An 18,554-nucleotide genomic window follows, 5' to 3' on the forward strand; every position below is an offset into this window, starting at 1 on the left:
TGTCAGATTATCAAGAAGTGGTAGAATTTAGGTGTAGGAGAGTCTATGAAAGTTTTTCTGTAAATAAAGATTTAAAAGGTCTTCTATGATAAAATATTAAATTATAGGAGGCCTTTTAGTATGGCAAGAGAAAAGAAACCCGTACACAAAGTACAAATGACTGAGGGAAAGCGTAACATCATCCAGATGCTCCTGCAAGAGTATGACATTGGATCCGCACAGGATATCCAGGATGCCCTCAAAGACCTTCTTGGTGGAACCATCAAGGAAATGATGGAAGCTGAAATGGATGACCATCTGGGATATTCCAAATCAGAACGCTCCAATAGCGACGATTACCGTAATGGCTACAAATCCAAGCAGGTAAACAGCAGCTATGGCAGCATGGAAATTCAAGTTCCTCAGGACCGTAAATCAACCTTTGAACCGCAGGCAGTGAAGAAACGCCAGAAGGACATTTCTGACATTGACCAAAAGATTATCTCCATGTACGCAAAGGGAATGACTGCCAGGCAGATTTCAGATACACTGGAGGATATCTATGGATTTGAAGCATCGGAAGGCTTTATTTCTGATGTGACGGATAAGATTATGCCACAGATTGAAGATTGGCAGAACCGACCTCTTTCAGAGGTATATCCGGTATTGTTTATTGATGCCATTCACTACTCAGTCAGAAATAATGGGGTTATTCGCAAGTTGGCAGCATATGTAATCCTTGGTATTAACAATGATGGTTACAAGGAAGTTCTTACCATCGAAATCGGAGAAAATGAGAGTGCCAAGTATTGGCTTTCTGTTTTGAATGGCTTAAAGAACCGAGGCGTAAAGGATATCCTGATTATCTGTGCAGATGGTCTGACTGGTATTAAAGAAGCCATTTGTGCAGCTTATCCAAAAACGGAATATCAGCGCTGTATCGTCCATCAGGTCAGGAATACCATGAGATATGTGGCGGATAAGGATAGAAAGCCCTTCTGTACGGATTTGAAGACTATTTATCAGGCACCCACAGAAGAAAAGGCATTGGAAGCCCTGGAGCGTGTTACTGAAAAATGGAGCGAAAAATATCCGAATTCCATGAAAAGCTGGAAACTCAACTGGGATGCCATTTCTCCGATTTTCAAGTTTTCAGCGACTGTCCGAAAGGTTATCTATACGACTAATACCATTGAAAGCCTGAATGCAACATACCGGAAATTGAACCGTCAGCGCAGTGTTTTTCCAAGTGACACAGCATTGCTGAAAGCCCTCTATTTGTCCACCTTTGAAGCAACGAAAAAATGGAGTATGCCCATTCGGAACTGGGGACAGGTCTATGGTGAACTGAGCATTATGTACGAAGGCCGACTACCGGAATAAGAGAATTCACCTTAGTTTCACAGGCGGATTTTCCGCCTGTTCTTGACATGCAGCGATAGTTGTTGTTATAAATAAAACAAGGGCTGAACATCCCAAAAGGTACTTTCAGCCCAGTTATATCATAGAAGATCGTATTTACAGACTTTTCTTCACACACTCTCTGGGTTTTTAACTCTGGAAGAGTGATTTAACCTTGGAATATGCCCTGATATTCGATTTTATTTTTATCCAAATCCATCTTTGCGACAATCTTTTGCGGTTGACTGTCTATATATTTTTTAATTAGGGTGCAGTCGATTTTATGCCCTCCGTTATCAAATAAATGTACACATACTATCACTTGCGGAACAACTCATCCAATATTTTTCCGTCCTTGTTCTTCCATTCGACCCAACCATTTGTGCTACCGCCAAGAACGAACATGGCAGCAGAGCTGGGAGAGGTAAAGGAAACAGATACATTCAACTTGTGCTTACCATCAATGTCAGAAATATTACCGTTTTGAATTGCAATCTGCCGCTGTTTTTCAACGTTGTGGGAGTGGCATCTACGACTCATATCAACTTCAGAACCTTCCAGAACATCAAATTTTTCTCCATCGTAAACCCCAAATGCTTTAATTCCATTTCTGGTCGTGTGCAGAATATTTACTTCGTTCAACCTTGTTTTAGAATTCTCCATCTTATAGCCCTGCGTAGCCATGATAAACTTGATTTCTTCGTATACTTCTTTAATCAAGGGCAAATCTTATTCATCGATTTCGTACTTTGGATTAATTGTGTTTTCTACCTTGTACCGCTTGGATTCCGTGGCCTTATTGATGGCATAAGCTTCAAGACCGCTTATCATATCCAAGGAGAAGGTTTTGCTGTCTGCCAGGAACATAATTGCCTTATTCCAGAAATCTTTGGAACGATTGTGATCATCCAGTCTGCTGACACCGTTTCTTGTTTGACCTACATAGATCTGAGCAATCTTGTTATCGTCATTTTCGCTGATGAGGTAGTAAATTCCGGGGCGATTGATGCCAGCTAGCTTTTTGGCTTCTGAGAGCAGCGGACGAGGAATTACATAGGTAGTCATTGTAGATAAATGGCGACGAATGGATCTAATACCATCCGGCTGACCATTGTGATATATAATTTCAAGCCATATCATGAAAGTATTCCGTTATTATCGTTGTGTGAATATCAAGAAAAAGAAACTCTACGACAAGAAAGCGGTCAAGAAAGACTGGATTGAGATTTAGTTGTCAGCTACACCACAAAAGCGATTATGAACGATACCGCCATGGAACGTCTGATTGATACGCTTATGGAATTGCAAAAAAGAGAGCACCCGGCTGCCAGGAGTACTGGAGCTGCCGCAGGATAAGCCTGAAATCAGAGGCAGCTTGAAACGATCGGTCTTCTACAGATCCGGCTCATCCGCAAACCGCGTATTCACCACGGGATAGAAATCCTCTGGCCTAGAAATCAACACAGCCGCGCTATGGGCCGGCATTTCTATTGTTAATAACCCTCTCCTTACGTGGTACATCATAATTCCCGCGTTGTATCCCTCCTCCACAGTAAGCATAGGTCTTCCCAATACCATATCATCTGTGATTCCCAGCTGCCACACTGGAACCTCCACCCTACGGCTGTCCGGACTGTTGCTGACAATTACTACGCCATGGTACTGCCTGTACATACGGCCATATGCGATCAGGTGATGCTCTGCCAGAAGAGGCTTTATAGAGCCCAGCCGGAAAACGGGAAGCCTCTTGTGTATTCCCGCCATATACCGGTGGAACTCAATCAGCTCCAAATTCTCATGCCCCCATGGATAGGTTCTCCGGCTGTCCGGGTCCGTCCAGCCGCATACCCCAGCCTCGTCCCCATAATACAGAGTTGGCGCACCCGGCCAGGTCATCTGAATCACCACGGCCTCACGAAGCACACAGAGCTTTACATTTTCCTCCGCCTGTCTGCCCCCCATGGTTCCTATTCTTCCCACTGTCTGATTGGTTCTTGTAAGGAACCGGGAATGGTCATGGTTGGACAACTGATTCATGGCTGTCATGACCGTATTGGTCTGCATCCGGCTCATATGGTAGCTCATAGCATTAAAAAAGGCTTCCCCATCTCCCCAGAGACTGTCATTATAGCTGTCACTGTGCTTTTCCATTCCTGTCAGAAACCAGGTCAACGGCTCCATAAATGCATCGTAATTCATGATGGAATCCCACTGGTCTCCCTCCAGCCAGGGAGCCGGATCTCCATAGTGCTCCGCCAAAATCAGAACATCTGGATTCACCGCTTTAACCGCCCTGCGAAACTCCCTCCAGAATTCATGATTATACTCAGCCGTATGGCCCAGATCCGCAGCTACATCCAGTCTCCAGCCATCTACCGAGTATGGAGGCGAAATCCATTTCCTGGCTATATGCAACACATATTCCACCAGCTTTTCCGAATTTTCATAATTCAGCTTTGGCAGGGTATCGTGCCCCCACCATCCGTCATAGGTTCGATTATCAGGCCAGGCCCCCTGGCTCTCATCATGGAAACGAAAAAAGCCGCGGTAAGGACTGTCTCCTGACTCATAGGCTCCTGGCTCATAATCCCCAGCGCGGCGGTAAATCCCCTCCACATCCAACCATTTATTAAAGGAACCGCAGTGATTAAACACGCCGTCCAGAATGATCCGCATCCCTCTCCTATGGATTTCCTCTACAAACCTGACAAACAAATCATCGCTGGCCTTCAGATTATCCTTTCCCGCACTGCGTACCACATATTTCTCCGCTTTTTCATTATCCACGGCATTTTCATCCACCAGACAGCCCCCATCCCTTATGATTCTTCCAAAATGAGGGTCAATATGCTCATAGTCCTGACAATCATACTTATGGTTGGAAGGTGATACGAAAACAGGATTCAGGTAAATAACCTCCACACCCAGACTCTTGATGTAATCCAGCTTATCCCATACTCCCTGTATATCTCCGCCATAAAAGCAGCCCACATCCATGGCAGAGGGAAGTTTATTCCAGTCCTCTATGTGCTGTACCGGCCTGCCGATATAAACATACTCGCAGGTTTCCACATCATTGTTTGTATCTCCGTTGCAAAACCGATCCACAAAGATCTGATACATAATCGCACCCTTGGCCCAGTCCGGTGTATGAAAGCCTGGGGTTATTTTAAAATCAAAACAAGCCTGGCTGTCCATGGTTGCTCCAAGCCTGTTAAACAGACAGACATCCTGTCCGGCCTCAACCTTAAAGTGATAACGTACCTGTTCAGTGCCTGCTGTAATCTTATACTCATAATAATCAAACAACTGGTCAGACTCCGCCTTAGTCATCTCAGCCTGGGTATTGTCCGTCACATAGTATACATGCTCAGCATTGCCCCTGGCTGTCCTCATACGAATTTTTACATCCTGATAAGCATCTGGCTCCATCGGACATCTGTAATCCTCCATCTCAGAAGAAAAAAGAGCGTCTCTGTTAATCAATCCTTTTATATTGTCTCCCACGGCTGATATCCTTTTCTGTGTTTAGTCAACTATCCACGACCTAAAGGTCTGGAAACTTTTATTCAGGGTCATTGAACTGCCAAAATGCAGATACATTGCGGTCTTTCGTCATAACAGGCTCTGCAGCATTGCGAACAACGGTCAGGCCCTCTAAGGCTATGAGATTATCGCTATGGAAACAGACAAAGACCACCTTGATTTTCTGTTAAGCTACGATACTACTGACAGAGTACGCAACATTGTTAAGCCTGTTAAGCAGGAAACTGCACACCATCTATGGAAGAAATATCCTGATTTCTTGCCGGAACAATACTGGAAGAAGAACATCTTTTGGTCTTACGGATATTTTGCCTGTAGCATATGGGAAGAATCATCTGCAGCCATAGAAGGATATATTGTAAGCCAAGGTTATTTTTCTCAGAGGACTCCAACACACTCAACTGGCTAACGTCATTAAATTGAAAAGCCTGGCGGGGTAGCCAGACTTTTCAGGAGAAGGTATTTCGTTTCTTATGGGGTGTAGCAAAAACTATATAATGTATTGGGGGGGTTACGTCTATTATAATAGCACAGGACAGATAAAAAGTGTGCACAAAGATAAAAAATTTTACGCACACTTTATAGTCAAAAATAACAATCCTGTTAGGAAGCCGGTGTAAATAAAGCCTCAAATTCCTGCTGGTTAATCTTTTCCTTCTCTATCAAAAGATCCGCGCAGGCGTGAAGCACATAATCATATTCCTTGATAATACTCCTGGCCTTCGTATAGCATTCATCAATAATCCGTTTTACCTCGCTGTCAATGGTGTCTGCCACCTCATTGCCGTAAGATTTGGTATGTGCCAGATCGCGGCCAATGAATACCTCATTTTCATCCCCGCCATACTGGATCATGCCTACCTTGTCAGACATGCCGTACTGAGTCACCATGGCTCTTGCAATCTGGGTTGCCTGCTTTATATCCTGGGAAGCGCCGGTGGTAATATCATCAAATACCAGCTCCTCCGCAATTCTGCCGCCCAGATCCACCATAATATGCTGCATCATACGCCCCTTTGTGTTAAAGGTCTCATCCTTCTCAGGCAACGGCATGGTATAGCCAGCTGCTCCCACACCTGTAGGAATAATAGAAACCGTATGAACCGGCCCAACCTCAGGCAGAACATGGAACAAAATGGCGTGACCTGCCTCATGATAAGCAGTGATCCGCTTATCCTTATCAGAAATTACCTTGCTGCGCTTTTCAGCTCCGATTCCCACCTTCACAAAGGCACGGTCAATGTCACTCTGCTTAATAAATCTGCGGTTCTCCCTGGCTGACAGGATAGCGGCCTCATTCATCAGATTCTCCAGATCCGCTCCTGTAAAGCCAGAGGTGGTCTGAGCCACTCTGTGAAGATCCACATCCTCGCTGAGGGGCTTTTCCTTGGAATGAACCTTTAAAATATCCTCACGTCCTTTTACATCCGGGCGCCCTACCGCTACCTTCCGATCAAACCGTCCCGGACGGAGAATAGCCGGATCCAAAATATCCACACGGTTAGTGGCAGCCATTACGATAATTCCTTCATTCACTCCAAAACCATCCATCTCCACCAGAAGCTGGTTTAGTGTCTGCTCTCTCTCATCATGACCACCGCCCATACCCGTTCCTCTGCGGCGGGCAACTGCGTCAATCTCATCAATAAATACAATGCAGGGGGAATTTTTCTTGGCGTCCTCAAACAGATCCCGGACTCTGGAAGCGCCCACGCCTACAAACATTTCCACAAAGTCGGAGCCTGAGATAGAAAAGAAGGGAACCCCCGCCTCACCGGCTACCGCCTTAGCAAGAAGGGTTTTACCAGTTCCGGGAGGCCCTACCAAAAGCAGTCCCTTAGGGATTCTGGCCCCCACGCTGGTGTATTTCTGGGGATTTTTAAGGAAGTCCACTACCTCCTCCAGCTCCTCCTTTTCTTCAACCAGCCCTGCCACATTTCCAAAATTCACCTTGCTGTCCCGGCTCATTCGAGCCCGGCTTTTTCCAAAATTCATCATCCTGGCATTGGCTCCGCCCCCGCTGGCATTGCGGTTCATTACCATGATAATGATCACCACTACAATGATGGAAAGCGCAAAGGGCAGGATAATCGTCACCAGATAATTCTCCTGGGGAACATCTAATACCGTATATTCCGTATTATGATCGTTTAAAAGCTTCTCCGTATCCTTTACATCTGTAACATAAAGACGCTTCACCTCGCCAGTTGCCAGCGTCACCGCCACTTCTCCCGTAGGAGTTTGAGGATTCTGGCGAATGACCGCTTCCGCCACCTGGCCATTTTCCAGCATCGCGATAAAATCCTGATTGCTGACCTTATCCGCCTGTCTTGCATAGGGCAGCCGCACTGCCGTGACGATTAAAATCAGCATCAGGAGAATAAATATAAAACCTCTGAATGTCTGCTGCTGTCTCAACAAATTGCCTCCTTAGACCTTACTTTTCTGTTTATTTACCAACCAGCTCCACCACTCCGATATAGGGCAGGTTACGGTATTTCTGGTCATAGTCAAGACCATATCCCACCACAAATTCATCTGGTATGGTAAAGCAGGTATATTTCACTGTCACCTGCTTCTTTACCCGTCGCTCCGGCTTATCCAAAAGCGTACACAGGGTTATGCTCTTTGGCCCTCTCTGCTTGAGAACCTCAATTAAATAGGCCAGGGTTCTACCAGAATCAATGATGTCCTCCACGATGAGTACATCCTTTCCCTCCAAAGGTTCATCCAAATCCTTTACAATCCGCACCACACCGCTGGACTCCGTCCCTGCCCCATAGCTGGAAACAGACATAAAATCCATAGATACGGGCACAGTCAGCCTTTTTGCCAGCTCACAGGTAAAGAAAACCCCGCCCTTTAAAATACAGATAAGGTGAATCTCCCTGCCTGCATAATCCTCACTGATTTGTGCCGCTACTTCATTGATGCGTCTATCAACCTCCTCCTCTGTCAGCAATACATGAATTTTATCTGCCATCCTCTTATCCTCCGTTATTATTGTTTACTTCTTTAGCCGGGTAAATGGCGCAGGCCTCAAATATACGCTTTGTATCTGCCTCTATCTTATAGAACTGGCTGATACGGTAGCCCATAATCCACATCACATGGCTCCCATCTGCCAGAAGAGGAATCTCATCCCGCATCTGTCTGGGTATTTTTTCATCAATCATAAACCGCTTTACTGTCTTGGTTTTTCCGTCTGACAGAGTAATAAAATCCCCTGTTTGCCTGGTTCGCACCACGGGCGTATCTTTTATTTTATCATAGTCGAACCATTTCGTATACATTTTTTTCGGAAATTCTGCTCCTTTTTCACAAGAAAATATCCTGGTCTTTACCTGGGGGCATATGAAGCCGCGCTGCTTCCCCTCGAAAAAAGAGAACCCCAGGAATACCCCCTCATATTCTTTCCTGGCAGTAAGATAGTATGGAAGCTTTACCTTCCTGCCCACAGGACGCAGAAAAAGCTCCAGAACCTGCTGTACATGGCGCTCTCCCAGGTTCCTGGCATGCCCCGAAAGGGTTTTTAAAAGCTCCAGGACAATATAGGAGCGGATAATCTCCGGCTGGGCGAGGAACTCCTTTGCAGGGATCAAAATCCCCTCTGCCCCAGCGTCTCCGGCCTCCCCCAAACTCTCTGTATTCAGTTTCTGGCTCTGCCCTCCATCAAAAGAAGCCCTTACAGGTACAGCAGGCTCTCCCCCTCTCACATAGCGTTTAATCCACAGATCGGCCTGCTCCCTCAGGTATTGATCCGCCTGGTCCGCCAGCCGTCCCAGACGCAGTATATTTCCTACTGCGCCTTGGTTTACCTCACTCTCGATCTGGGGCAGAATCCTGCTTCGAATACGGTTACGGGTATAACAGCCTTCGCTGTTGGTAGAATCTTCCACAAAGGAAAGCCCCTTTTCGGACAGCCACTGAAGAATCTCCCCCCTTGGTTCGTCCAGCAGCGGACGGATAATTCTTCCCCTTACATAAGGGATACCTCGAAGGCCATGAAGCCCGCTTCCCCGAAACATATTATGGAGAATCGTCTCCGCCTGGTCATCCCTTTGGTGGGCCACAGCCACCCGTACCAGGCCCGGTCCTTCCTCCGGCTCTTCTTCCTCCCAGGCCGCCGCCTCCCGCTCAAAAGCCTCATACCGTAGATACCTGCCCGCTTCTTCCTCAGACATCCCTTTTTCCTCTGCCAGTTTTCTCACATCCACTCTTATGATATGACAGGGGACACCCAAGGCGGAACATAGCTCAGAAACGAATTCCGCGTCTCTGTCTGCCTCCCCCTCTCGAAGCCCGTGATGGACATGAACCGCCCGAAGGCAAAGCTTAAGGCTTGCACGCATCTCTTTTAACAGAGCTAAGAGGCAGACGGAATCTGCCCCTCCTGAAACTGCCGCAATAACCCGGTCTCCCGGCTCCAGCATATGATATTCCTTCACGGTTTTCCTGAACTTCGCTTCAAACCCTTCCACTTCATTCCACCTGCAAATACGCTTAATTACCAAGTCTCTCTTCCATAAACAGAGCTTTCCTTATATCATTCCTATACTATACCCGCATTTTCCTCTCTATGCAAGACCGGCCAGGAGAAAATTCAGCTCTTTCTTCTCCACAAGCCTGCCACCAAAGCCGTCATATCATCTCTTGGGGCCGGTATGCAGGACACAGCAAACTCCAAAATCCGATCTGCCAGCTCCTGGGGCGTCATCTCCCCCAGACTTTCCAGAAACGCTCCCATAGCCTGCTCTTTATCATCTCCTGGCAGAGCGTCCAGCACCCCGTCCGTTACCATTACAACCTGATTGCCCTCCCACAGCTTTCTGGACAGCAGCACAGGCTCCACTCCATTCATCACTCCTACAGGCACCTCCCCTGCCGCCAGTATCTCCACCCCCTCCTCACCAAGGATAAATGTAGGAACCGCTCCCAGCTTCATCACCTCAAGAACACCCGTATGAAGATCGATGCAGCTCACATCCAGAGTAGCAGGATGCTGCTCCGCCCCTGCCAGCAAAAGAACGGTATTCACCAGCTTAAGAGCCGCCCTGGTAGAAAATCCGGTTTCCAACAGCTGCTCTGTCAGCTCCACCACCTGCCTGCTCTCCCTGGAAGCAGCTTCCCCGCACCCCATACCGTCAGAAAGACTCATAACCACCTGACTTCCCTGGCTCTCACAGAAGGTATAGTTATCCCCGGAGCACTTCTCGCCCTGCCTGGGAATTCTGGACGCGCCGAACAGAATCCGGTAGCCTCCGTCCTCCAGAAAGCGCACAGTTCCATACTGCCTGGTGATAATACTCCGGCTGTCCCTGGCCGGACTCCACCTGGTTCCCTTCATCACATCGCTCATAAGCTCCGCAGCGTCTCTGGCCGTAATACACCGTCCGCCGCTTGTCCTGACTGTGAGAAAAGCTTCCTTCTGTCCATTCTCATACTGGAGCAGCAAAAGCTTTCCTACTGTCATATGATAACGCCGGAACTGCTTCTTCAATATGTATTCGTACTCCGCCGAAATATCCGTAGCCTGATCGATCTGGTGGGAAAATTCCTCTAATATCACTGCCATCTCACGAAACTGGGATATCACCGCGTCTCTACTCTCCAGAAACCGGTTCTTCCAAGACAGGTTCATGGTAGCCCGTCCTAGGCTCCGGTTCAAATGTCCCAGATAGGCCTCCCGCTTTCTGCACCTGGTCTGAAACATCTTAGGCATGTCCTCAAAATCGATCCGTCCCTTTTGCTCAAAGGCTCTCAGAAGGTAATACAGATAATAACTATCTTCCTTTTCGCTGTCTGCATATAGGTTGCACTTACTGCAATCCTCGCACACTAAGGCAGCAGAGGACTGCAGTGCTGACAATCCATCCTCCCTGGTAAGCTGTCCCTGGCTCTCTATTTCGTCATCAAAGGCTTTGGCCAGCTGGCTTAAGGACTGAGCCATATCTCCCAGTCTTCTGGCAGTATAATAATTCACATCCGAATTAACCGATACTTCCTTCTTCCTTGAAAACACAAAAAATCCCTCCTCGCTTTGCGTAACATACAGTATACGCACCAGGAAGGGAAATAAATGTCGCTTTATGTACTGTTTTTCTGAAAATTATTCGCCGTTTTTCGCATTACCGGGAGGGCTTTAACAAAAGCTCATCCGGCTTTACTAGCCCCAACTTTTCCTTGGCTACTTCCTCGGCGTACTGCTTGGTCTTTACATATACTTTGTATTCCTGAAGCTCTTCGGTTCTTTTCTTTTCTAGGCCTACCTGGGAATTTAGATTTTCTTCCCTTATACGGTAGCCTTCATCAGACCGCTTTAAATCAGCCCCCTTTATATTAATAGCAATGGCAAGGCACATCACAACTAAGGTAATCCCCATAATCGCCATCCGGTTTGCCCACTTGTCACGCCTTACACGCCTCGATTTTCCATAGGATTTCATCTATCACTCACCAGTTCTTCCCGACTTCTGTCTCTGCTCCTTGTCCATTGGATTCTTCTTACATTTCATTTTAAAGCATTTTCCAAGCATTTTCAAGCACTTAAAAAAAAATCTGCTGACCAGGCGGTCATATAAAAGCATGCCTCCGAACACTCCTATAATCACATAGGCTCTGAATACTCCGTCATTTTGTTCATACAGAAGGATAAATGTCACAAAACCTGCATAAAGCCAATACAGAAAATCCTCCAGCCCTGTCCAAAAAGAGCCGTGCCTGATAATCAGACGGAATACCCGCAGCGTATCATAGGCCAGCATCAGCCAGGCCCCTGTTATCAAACTCAGCACCATCAGCCAGCCTTCATACTGAATCCTGACGCTCATATTCTGAAACTCCTCCTTATGAACACTTAATGACTTTTAACGGACGGCATTTCATAGCTTTGCACAACAGGTCATGATGTGCCTTTGCCGCCTCTGCCTTAAAGCTTTGCTTCCATTCACTACTTAAATAAGCGTGTAAACAAGGACTCGCCTGATTTTCTCAAAGCCTCGTTAGAGCTATACACCATACTATCAATGGTTCCTTCAATATCCACCTCACCTTTTTCCAGAGTTAGACGGCTGACATGAAGCTCTTTTCCTTTAATCGTCAAAAGCCCCATATCCGTGTCCAGAACAACGGCATTTTCATCAAAAGATACCACATCACAGATACCTGTTATATTTCCCGCAGACCGGTTCTGCAATATAAGCTTATGCTGGCGGCTGCCTCCGATTTTTTCTTCCATGCAAAAACCTCCCCATATATCTAACCTAAGTTAAATATATGGGGAGGTTGGCCATTCTATGACTTTTAATTGAACTTCAGTCTCAAATATAACGGTAAAGCTCCTTGACCTCATCCTTCTTCACAGTCTCCTGCACCTCCAGAACCTCCACTCTCACAGCTTTGGTCCCAAACTGAATTTCAATGATATCACCAGGCTTTACATTAAGGGATGCCTTGGCCGGCTTGTCATTCACCAGCACGCGTCCGGCATCGCAGGCCTCATTCGCTACTGTTCTGCGTTTAATTAAGCGGGAAACCTTCAGAAATTTATCCAATCTCATGGATTATTTGTTAACCTCATCCTTTAAAGCCTTGCCAGCTTTGAATTTTGGAGTCTTGGAAGCAGCAATCACCATTGTGTCTCCGGTTTTGGGATTTCTTCCCTCTCTTGCCGCTCTCTCAGCTACCTCAAATGTACCAAAGCCTACCAGCTGAACCTTGCCGCCTTTAACCAGTTCTTCAGATACTGCATCAGTAAAAGCTTTAACTGCCTTCTCCGCGTCTTTCTTAGAAAGCTCTGCTTTCTCCGCTACTGCTGCGATTAATTCTGTCTTGTTCATCAAATTTTCCTCCTAAATATGGTCGGGGCAGGCCCCGGATTCGTTACCCTTTAATGTCTAGTGTACTTAATCATTTATAGCCTTTTTACTATAATTTGTCAAGGTTTTTTGGCTTTTTCCTGCATTTTTATCTGATTCCAAAGAGCCACTCCCTCCTCCACTGAATTTACCTTCATATTTCCGAAAACATGGGGATGTCTGCGCACCATTTTCCGGCATAATCCGTCAATCACCTGGCTGATGGTAAATGCCCCCTGTTCCTCCGCTATCTGGCTGTTTAACATTACCTGAAGAAGCACGTCACCCAGCTCCTCACAGAGGTTGTCCATGTCCTTATTATCCACAGCCTCAAACACCTCTCCGGCCTCCTCGGCCAGGCATTTTTTAAGACTTTCAAAGGTCTGCTCCCTGTCCCAGGGGCAGCCATCCTCAGAACGCAGCCTGGCAATAATCCTTCGAAGATCATCAAACGTATACATAGGAACCTCTCCCTTCACCCCCTGACCTTCGTCCTCTTAATTACCTTCAATCTGGTAAATTCCTCTCTCTCCTTTTCCTCCAGGGCATTGGAAATGGATTTACTTAACTCTGTATAATGAGGAATCGTAATATTTTTCAGGGCATTGGCCCGCTTCTGTGTTTTTTTTATGGAATTAGCCAGGCGGTAGGCAGAATTTTCCACCATAGACAGCCTTATGGTCAGCTCCTTTACTTTCTCAAAATGATATCTGGCCTCGTCCAGGGACTCGGTAGTGTTGTAAAAGCCATAAGTTAGCGTCATAGGCTGCTCTTCATGCTGCACCAGGGGAATCTCCGTTCCCATAATGCTTCTGGCTTTAATTCTTACCCGCTTATCCACAGGTACAGAAGCGCCGATTTCCTGAACATAATGAATACCCAGCTCAATGTTAGCATTTTGAAGGGCTGCATAGGCTGCCTTAAAGGTGGTATCAATCTCCGACTGAATACCCTTGGCCTCGTCTATCAGGCTCATCAGCTCTCGAATTAAGATATTCCGCTTTTTGTCCATAAGCCCATAGCCCATATTGGCCAGTTTTAGGGAATTCCTGGCCAGTATAAGGTTGCCCTTTGTAGGAAACGTATTCGGATCCATTTACATCCTCCTTCATAATGCGCAGGCTGCGGCCTCTCTTGCCACCCGCCCGCGATGCATGTCACTGGCTCTTAGCGGGCGTCTCTTGACCGCTTAGTGCAGTGACTCCCCCTCCTGCTCCGGCTTATAATACTGATCCAAAATCTTAGTATCTATACGATCCAGCTCTGCTCTGGGCATCATCCCCAGCAGTCTCCAGCCGATGTCCAGAGTTTCCAGAACCGTCCGGTTCTCATGGGGAGACTGGCCCACGAACTGCTCCTCAAAGGCCCTTCCAAACTCCAGGTACTTCTTATCAATGGGCGACAGCTCATCTTCACCAATAACAGATGCCAGGGCTCTGGCGTCTCCTACCTTGGCATAGCAGGAGAAAAGCTGATTCGCCACATCCTGGTGATCCCCTCTGGTATAGCCCTCGCCGATACCATCCTTCATAAGACGGGACAGGGAAGGCAGCACATTAATAGGCGGATACACATTCTGGCCGTGTAACTGGCGATCCAGTACGATCTGACCCTCTGTTATATACCCGGTTAGGTCAGGAATGGGATGGGTAATATCATCGTTGGGCATGGTAAGAATCGGAATCTGGGTCACTGAGCCCGGCCTTCCTGCCACAATTCCCGCTCTCTCATAAAGCGAAGCCAAATCACTGTAGAGATAACCTGGAAAGCCCTTTCTGGAAGGAATTTCCCCCTTGGAGGAGGAAACCTCACGCATAGCCTCCGCATAGGAGGTCATATCCGTAAGTATAACCAAAATATGCATTCCCTTTTCAAAAGCCAGATATTCCGCTAAGGTCAGGGCTATCTTCGGCGTAATCAAACGCTCTACCACCGGATCATTTGCCAGATTTACAAACATGGCCACATGCTCCGACACACCGCTCTCCTCAAAGGTTCTTCGGAAAAAATCAGCCACATCATACTTAACGCCCATCGCCCCAAATACGATGGCAAACTTCTCGTCGGAATGTTCCCCCAGGGAAGCCTGCTGTACAATCTGGGCGGCCAACTGGTCATGGGGAAGGCCGTTTCCTGAGAAAATCGGCAGCTTCTGCCCCCGTATCAACGTAGTCAGTCCGTCGATGGCGGAGATACCGGTTCTGATATAATCCCTTGGGTACTCTCTTGTCACCGGGTTTAGGGGCTTTCCATTAATATCCAGCTTCACATCGGATATAATATCCCCCAGCTCATCTATAGGCTGTCCGATACCATTGAAGGTTCGGCCCAGCATTTCCTCCGATACCTGAATTTCCATGGGATGCCCCGTAAGCCTTGTATGGGTATTTCTCAACGCCATGCCTTCCGTACCCTCAAAGACCTGTATGATAGCCTTATCACCGTAAATTTCAATAATACGTCCGATTTTTTGGACATTGCCCCCTACAGTCATCTCCACAATCTCGTCATAAGCCCCATTCTGAACGCCCTCCAGGACGACCAAAGGGCCATTGATCTCACTTAAACCAAGATATTCTATTGCCATGCGTCCGTCCCTCCTCTATGCATTCCGCTCCATTACACGATTGTAGAATTCATCGATCAGCTTCATATATTCCTGAAACATCTGCGGCTTGTCATTCGGCACATCATATTTGATGGAAATAATTTTATCAAAAATATCCTCCTCCTTAAGGACAGACATAGGCATACCCATAGAAATCAAGGTTCTGGATCTCTTATAAAGGTACAGAATTACCTCCATCATTTTAAATTGCTTCTCCAGCGGCACACAGGTATCGTCCTTATGAAATGCATTCTGCTGCAGAAAGCCTACACGGATTACCTTGGCTATTTCCAGCACCAGCTTCTGGTCGTCCGGAAGAACATCCGCCCCAATCAGCTTTACAATCTCCATCAGGCTGCTCTCTTGGTTCAGAATTGCCATCAGGCGGTTTCTGTTATGCACAAATTTTTTATCTACATGATCCATATACCAGGGGGCCAGATCGTTTATATACTCTGAATAGCTGGTAAGCCAGTGGATGGCAGGAAAATGCCTCGCATAGGATAGAGATTTATCCAATCCCCAGAAGCAGCGCACAAAGCGCTTAGTATTCTGAGTCACCGGCTCGGAGAAATCACCTCCCTGAGGAGACACCGCTCCGATAATTGTCACAGAGCCTTCCGTTCCATTCAGATTCTGCATCATGCCCGCCCGCTCATAGAAGGCCGACAATCTGGATGCCAGATATGCGGGAAAGCCCTCCTCAGCAGGCATCTCCTCCAGACGTCCTGACAGCTCACGCAGCGCCTCTGCCCACCGGGAGGTAGAATCGGCCATAATAGCCACATGATATCCCATATCCCTGTAATACTCAGCCAGTGTAAGCCCTGAGTAGAGGCTGGCCTCACGGGCAGCCACAGGCATATTAGAGGTATTGGCTATTAAGGTTGTCCTGTCCATAAGAGGATTGCCGCTTTTAGGATCTATCAGCTTTGAAAACTCTTCCAAAACCTGGGTCATCTCATTCCCCCGCTCGCCACAGCCAATATAGATAATTACATCCGCATCCGCCCACTTCGCCACCTGATGCTGGGTCATGGTCTTTCCTGTACCAAAGCCGCCCGGAATGGCAGCCGTCCCTCCCTTAGCCAGAGGGAACATGGTATCCAGAATACGCTGTCCTGTAATCAGCGGCTTCACAGCAGGAAACCGTTTGGCTGCAGGCCTTGGAATACGGATGGGCCACTTCTGAGTCATCGTCAGCTTTCTCTCGGTTCCATCCATCAGCTGCAGGGTTAAAAGCGGCTCCTCAATGGTATACAGTCCATCCGAAACCACATCCAGCACATAGCCCTCAGTATCAGGAGGAGCCATCACTTTATGAACGATGGCTCTGGTCTCCTGAACTTCCGCGATGATAGCGCCCGGCATGAGCCTCTCGCCCTTTTTCACCGTCAAATGTGTATCCCATTTCTTATCCGTATCCAGACTGTTTACCGATATACCTCTGCTTATATAATAGCCGCTGCCCTTTGCAATCTCCGTTAAGGGCCGCTGAATGCCGTCAAATATATTGTTCAATATTCCCGGAGCCAGGGTTACAGATACGGGAGAGCCTGTGCCTATCACTATTTCCCCCGGCTTAAGGCCGCTGGTTTCCTCGTAAACCTGAATGGTCGTCTTTTCCGAAGTAAGTCCAATGACCTCCCCCACCAGATTTTCCCTGCCCACATAAACCATCTCGTTCATCTGAAACCCAGGATCTCCCTGGAGGGAAACGACAGGACCATTGATACCGTATATCACACCCGTCTTAGCCACTTTACTTACCTCCTAATTCAAATTTAAACTCATGGCGGGCCTCACGAAGCTTAGTCTCAAATGAGTTATCAATGAGTATGTGCTTATTAGGCAGAACCGCTCTGGTACCGCCTGAAAAGGAATACTCACTTATTTTGATCATAGCATTATGATGAAGGGCTATCCGCTGTACCTTGTCCGCATCAGACGGATCCATGTAAATCACCACTTCCTCATCTCCCGCAAACTCCTTGGCAGCCTTCACCTGCCGCTCCAAAAGCTGCTGATACTCCTGGGTTTCCATAAAGTTAGCCAGCCTGTCCCTCAGCTCCACGAAAAGCTTATCCTTAAGCTCCTCCTGCCTGCGGCTCAGCTCACGCTTCAAATCCAGCTGTCCGATGGAAAGCCGCTTATTGATCTCCCGCTCCAGCTTTTCCGTCTCAGCCTCCACCTGCATCCTGGCCCGGCGCTTCCCGTCGGCAACATGCTCCTCATAGGTAGTCTCCAGGGCGCTCATATAATCATCCAGCATCTTCCCGCTGCGCTCTCTGGCATCCGTCATACAAATTTCCTGAAAATGCTTTAGCTTCTCCTCTGTTGTCAAGCCCCTCACCTGCTTTCTATTTAAATAATGACGCTTAGGCCCCTCTGCCCCCCTCCGGAAAGGAACATTTACAGCTTAAGCCCTATGGCCTCATTTACATAAGAGGTGATAAAGTCCGCCTTGCGGCCGGTCCCATGGCGGTCGGGAATCTCCACAATCAGAGGAAGCTTTCTCTCCAGCTTCACATTATCAATTATCTCCGGAAACTCCCTGCCGAACTTCTCAGTCAGCAATATAATGCCGATGGATTTATCAGCCAGAACCTTATCAAGAGCCTCTTTTAGCTCCTGCCTCTCATGAACCACCATGCCCTCCACCCCGGCCAGCCTCATGCCAGTCAGAGTGTCAATATTGTCACTTATGAGATACATCTTCATAGTCTTACAGCTGACCCAGAATCATAAAAGAAATAATCAGGCCATAGAGACACACACCTTCGGCAAGACCTACGAAGATTAAGGATTTACCAAGTATGGAGCTGTCCTCGCTGATTGCTCCCAGGGCAGCAGAAGCTGCCGCAGACACAGCGATACCGCCTCCCAAGCAGGAAAGCCCTGTGGACAAAGCGGCAGACAGATATCCCATCCCAGCGGCAGAAGCCTTTCCAGCTGCTGCCGCTCCCTCAGCCGCCATGGCATTCCCGGAAAACATAAGCACAGCCGCAAAGGCCAATGTTCCAAAAAACATAAGCAAATTCACAGCCAGAGCCGTCTTATACCTTCCCTTCGTCCTCTCTCCCGCCGCAAAGGCCCCGAAGGGAACTGCTACGCTTAAAACCAGCGCTGCCGTAAGTGTCATCTTTACCAATAAACTCATCTCT

The 18,554-nt window shown here is 47.5% G+C and carries 21 protein-coding genes; 2 read left to right on the top strand and 19 right to left on the bottom strand.

All coding sequences use genetic code 11. The annotated features are described in order from the left end of the window. Positions 1-120 precede the first annotated feature (120 nt). Complete coding sequence (locus FYJ39_RS10825; protein WP_154472480.1) at positions 121-1,362, top strand: IS256 family transposase; 1,242 nt, start codon at positions 121-123, stop codon at positions 1,360-1,362. Between the two features lie 336 nt (positions 1,363-1,698). Here FYJ39_RS10825 and FYJ39_RS20910 read toward each other — a convergent pair whose 3' ends face one another. The 3 genes from FYJ39_RS20910 to FYJ39_RS10835 all read right to left on the bottom strand — a co-directional run bounded on the left by FYJ39_RS20910 (position 1,699) and on the right by FYJ39_RS10835 (position 4,833). Beyond that, positions 1,699-2,100, bottom strand: a complete 402-nt coding sequence (locus FYJ39_RS20910; RefSeq protein ID WP_235919802.1) for a DUF4357 domain-containing protein — start codon at positions 2,098-2,100, stop codon at positions 1,699-1,701. Between the two features lie 9 nt (positions 2,101-2,109). Then, the gene (locus FYJ39_RS20915; protein ID WP_235919803.1) at positions 2,110-2,520 is read right to left on the bottom strand and encodes a GIY-YIG nuclease family protein; all 411 of its coding nucleotides are present in this window, start codon (positions 2,518-2,520) and stop codon (positions 2,110-2,112) included. Between the two features lie 252 nt (positions 2,521-2,772). Further along, positions 2,773-4,833: a glycoside hydrolase family 13 protein gene (locus tag FYJ39_RS10835; protein ID WP_154472566.1), complete on the bottom strand. Its 2,061-nt coding sequence runs from the start codon at positions 4,831-4,833 to the stop codon at positions 2,773-2,775. 220 nt (positions 4,834-5,053) lie between these two features. Between FYJ39_RS10835 and FYJ39_RS10840 the strand changes: the two genes are divergently transcribed. Then, complete coding sequence (locus tag FYJ39_RS10840; RefSeq protein ID WP_328597547.1) at positions 5,054-5,335, top strand: transposase; 282 nt, start codon at positions 5,054-5,056, stop codon at positions 5,333-5,335. A 194-nt stretch (positions 5,336-5,529) separates the two neighbouring features. Here the strand turns inward: FYJ39_RS10840 and ftsH are convergent, their stop codons facing one another. From ftsH to FYJ39_RS10920, 16 genes are all read right to left on the bottom strand, one after another. Continuing rightward, positions 5,530-7,344, bottom strand: coding sequence for an ATP-dependent zinc metalloprotease FtsH (gene ftsH, locus FYJ39_RS10845; protein ID WP_154472481.1), 1,815 nt, complete (start codon positions 7,342-7,344; stop codon positions 5,530-5,532). A 31-nt stretch (positions 7,345-7,375) separates the two neighbouring features. Then, complete coding sequence (hpt, locus tag FYJ39_RS10850) at positions 7,376-7,909, bottom strand: hypoxanthine phosphoribosyltransferase (RefSeq protein WP_154472482.1); 534 nt, start codon at positions 7,907-7,909, stop codon at positions 7,376-7,378. A gap of 4 nt (positions 7,910-7,913) precedes the next feature. Continuing rightward, complete coding sequence (tilS, locus tag FYJ39_RS10855) at positions 7,914-9,407, bottom strand: tRNA lysidine(34) synthetase TilS (protein WP_178258447.1); 1,494 nt, start codon at positions 9,405-9,407, stop codon at positions 7,914-7,916. A 122-nt stretch (positions 9,408-9,529) separates the two neighbouring features. Continuing rightward, complete coding sequence (locus FYJ39_RS10860) at positions 9,530-10,948, bottom strand: SpoIIE family protein phosphatase (protein WP_178258436.1); 1,419 nt, start codon at positions 10,946-10,948, stop codon at positions 9,530-9,532. A gap of 106 nt (positions 10,949-11,054) precedes the next feature. Then, positions 11,055-11,372 carry a septum formation initiator gene (locus tag FYJ39_RS10865; RefSeq protein ID WP_154472483.1) on the bottom strand — a complete coding sequence of 106 codons (318 nt, stop codon included), beginning with the start codon at positions 11,370-11,372 and terminating at the stop codon, positions 11,055-11,057. Between the two features lie 3 nt (positions 11,373-11,375). Further along, positions 11,376-11,756 (bottom strand): spore cortex biosynthesis protein YabQ, encoded by a 381-nt coding sequence (gene yabQ / locus FYJ39_RS10870; RefSeq protein ID WP_154472484.1) that lies wholly within the window; start codon positions 11,754-11,756, stop codon positions 11,376-11,378. Between the two features lie 119 nt (positions 11,757-11,875). Further along, a complete protein-coding gene (gene yabP, locus FYJ39_RS10875; RefSeq protein ID WP_154472485.1) occupies positions 11,876-12,163 on the bottom strand; it encodes a sporulation protein YabP in 288 nt (95 codons plus the stop codon). Positions 12,164-12,245: 82 nt separating this feature from the next. Beyond that, on the bottom strand, positions 12,246-12,485 hold the full coding sequence (locus FYJ39_RS10880) for an RNA-binding S4 domain-containing protein (RefSeq protein ID WP_154472486.1): 240 nt from the start codon (positions 12,483-12,485) through the stop codon (positions 12,246-12,248). A gap of 3 nt (positions 12,486-12,488) precedes the next feature. Beyond that, the gene (locus FYJ39_RS10885; protein WP_154472487.1) at positions 12,489-12,764 is read right to left on the bottom strand and encodes an HU family DNA-binding protein; all 276 of its coding nucleotides are present in this window, start codon (positions 12,762-12,764) and stop codon (positions 12,489-12,491) included. Between the two features lie 98 nt (positions 12,765-12,862). Then, positions 12,863-13,243: a MazG family protein gene (locus FYJ39_RS10890; protein ID WP_154472488.1), complete on the bottom strand. Its 381-nt coding sequence runs from the start codon at positions 13,241-13,243 to the stop codon at positions 12,863-12,865. Between the two features lie 14 nt (positions 13,244-13,257). After that, positions 13,258-13,878, bottom strand: a complete 621-nt coding sequence (locus tag FYJ39_RS10895) for a V-type ATP synthase subunit D (protein ID WP_154472489.1) — start codon at positions 13,876-13,878, stop codon at positions 13,258-13,260. A 93-nt stretch (positions 13,879-13,971) separates the two neighbouring features. Further along, positions 13,972-15,369 (bottom strand): V-type ATP synthase subunit B, encoded by a 1,398-nt coding sequence (locus tag FYJ39_RS10900; RefSeq protein ID WP_154472490.1) that lies wholly within the window; start codon positions 15,367-15,369, stop codon positions 13,972-13,974. A 15-nt stretch (positions 15,370-15,384) separates the two neighbouring features. Beyond that, positions 15,385-17,151: a V-type ATP synthase subunit A gene (locus FYJ39_RS10905; protein WP_178258440.1), complete on the bottom strand. Its 1,767-nt coding sequence runs from the start codon at positions 17,149-17,151 to the stop codon at positions 15,385-15,387. 1 nt (position 17,152) lies between these two features. Continuing rightward, positions 17,153-17,734, bottom strand: coding sequence for a V-type ATP synthase subunit E (locus tag FYJ39_RS10910; RefSeq protein WP_154472491.1), 582 nt, complete (start codon positions 17,732-17,734; stop codon positions 17,153-17,155). A gap of 68 nt (positions 17,735-17,802) precedes the next feature. After that, entirely contained in the window at positions 17,803-18,111 is a 309-nt protein-coding gene (locus tag FYJ39_RS10915; RefSeq protein WP_154472492.1) for a V-type ATP synthase subunit F, read from the bottom strand. Between the two features lie 4 nt (positions 18,112-18,115). Beyond that, entirely contained in the window at positions 18,116-18,550 is a 435-nt protein-coding gene (locus FYJ39_RS10920) for an ATP synthase subunit C (protein WP_154472493.1), read from the bottom strand. Positions 18,551-18,554 lie beyond the last annotated feature (4 nt).

The sequence above is a fragment of the Clostridium porci genome (genome assembly GCF_009696375.1).
GTDB lineage: Bacteria > Bacillota > Clostridia > Lachnospirales > Lachnospiraceae > Enterocloster > Enterocloster porci.

Excerpts from the sequence above, each read along its gene's own strand:
- FYJ39_RS10900 (WP_154472490.1), bottom strand. The coding sequence starts at position 15,369 with ATGGCAATAGAATATCTTGGTTTAAGTGAGATCAATGGCCCTTTGGTC.
- FYJ39_RS10915 (WP_154472492.1), bottom strand. The coding sequence starts at position 18,111 with ATGAAGATGTATCTCATAAGTGACAATATTGACACTCTGACTGGCATG.
- FYJ39_RS10835 (WP_154472566.1), bottom strand. The coding sequence starts at position 4,833 with ATGGAGGATTACAGATGTCCGATGGAGCCAGATGCTTATCAGGATGTA.
- FYJ39_RS10885 (WP_154472487.1), bottom strand. The coding sequence starts at position 12,764 with ATGAACAAGACAGAATTAATCGCAGCAGTAGCGGAGAAAGCAGAGCTT.
- hpt (WP_154472482.1), bottom strand. The coding sequence starts at position 7,909 with ATGGCAGATAAAATTCATGTATTGCTGACAGAGGAGGAGGTTGATAGA.
- FYJ39_RS10865 (WP_154472483.1), bottom strand. The coding sequence starts at position 11,372 with ATGAAATCCTATGGAAAATCGAGGCGTGTAAGGCGTGACAAGTGGGCA.
- FYJ39_RS10825 (WP_154472480.1), top strand. The coding sequence starts at position 121 with ATGGCAAGAGAAAAGAAACCCGTACACAAAGTACAAATGACTGAGGGA.
- yabQ (WP_154472484.1), bottom strand. The coding sequence starts at position 11,756 with ATGAGCGTCAGGATTCAGTATGAAGGCTGGCTGATGGTGCTGAGTTTG.
- FYJ39_RS10890 (WP_154472488.1), bottom strand. The coding sequence starts at position 13,243 with ATGTATACGTTTGATGATCTTCGAAGGATTATTGCCAGGCTGCGTTCT.
- FYJ39_RS20915 (WP_235919803.1), bottom strand. The coding sequence starts at position 2,520 with ATGATATGGCTTGAAATTATATATCACAATGGTCAGCCGGATGGTATT.
- yabP (WP_154472485.1), bottom strand. The coding sequence starts at position 12,163 with ATGGAAGAAAAAATCGGAGGCAGCCGCCAGCATAAGCTTATATTGCAG.
- FYJ39_RS10880 (WP_154472486.1), bottom strand. The coding sequence starts at position 12,485 with ATGAGATTGGATAAATTTCTGAAGGTTTCCCGCTTAATTAAACGCAGA.
- FYJ39_RS10920 (WP_154472493.1), bottom strand. The coding sequence starts at position 18,550 with ATGAGTTTATTGGTAAAGATGACACTTACGGCAGCGCTGGTTTTAAGC.
- FYJ39_RS10895 (WP_154472489.1), bottom strand. The coding sequence starts at position 13,878 with ATGGATCCGAATACGTTTCCTACAAAGGGCAACCTTATACTGGCCAGG.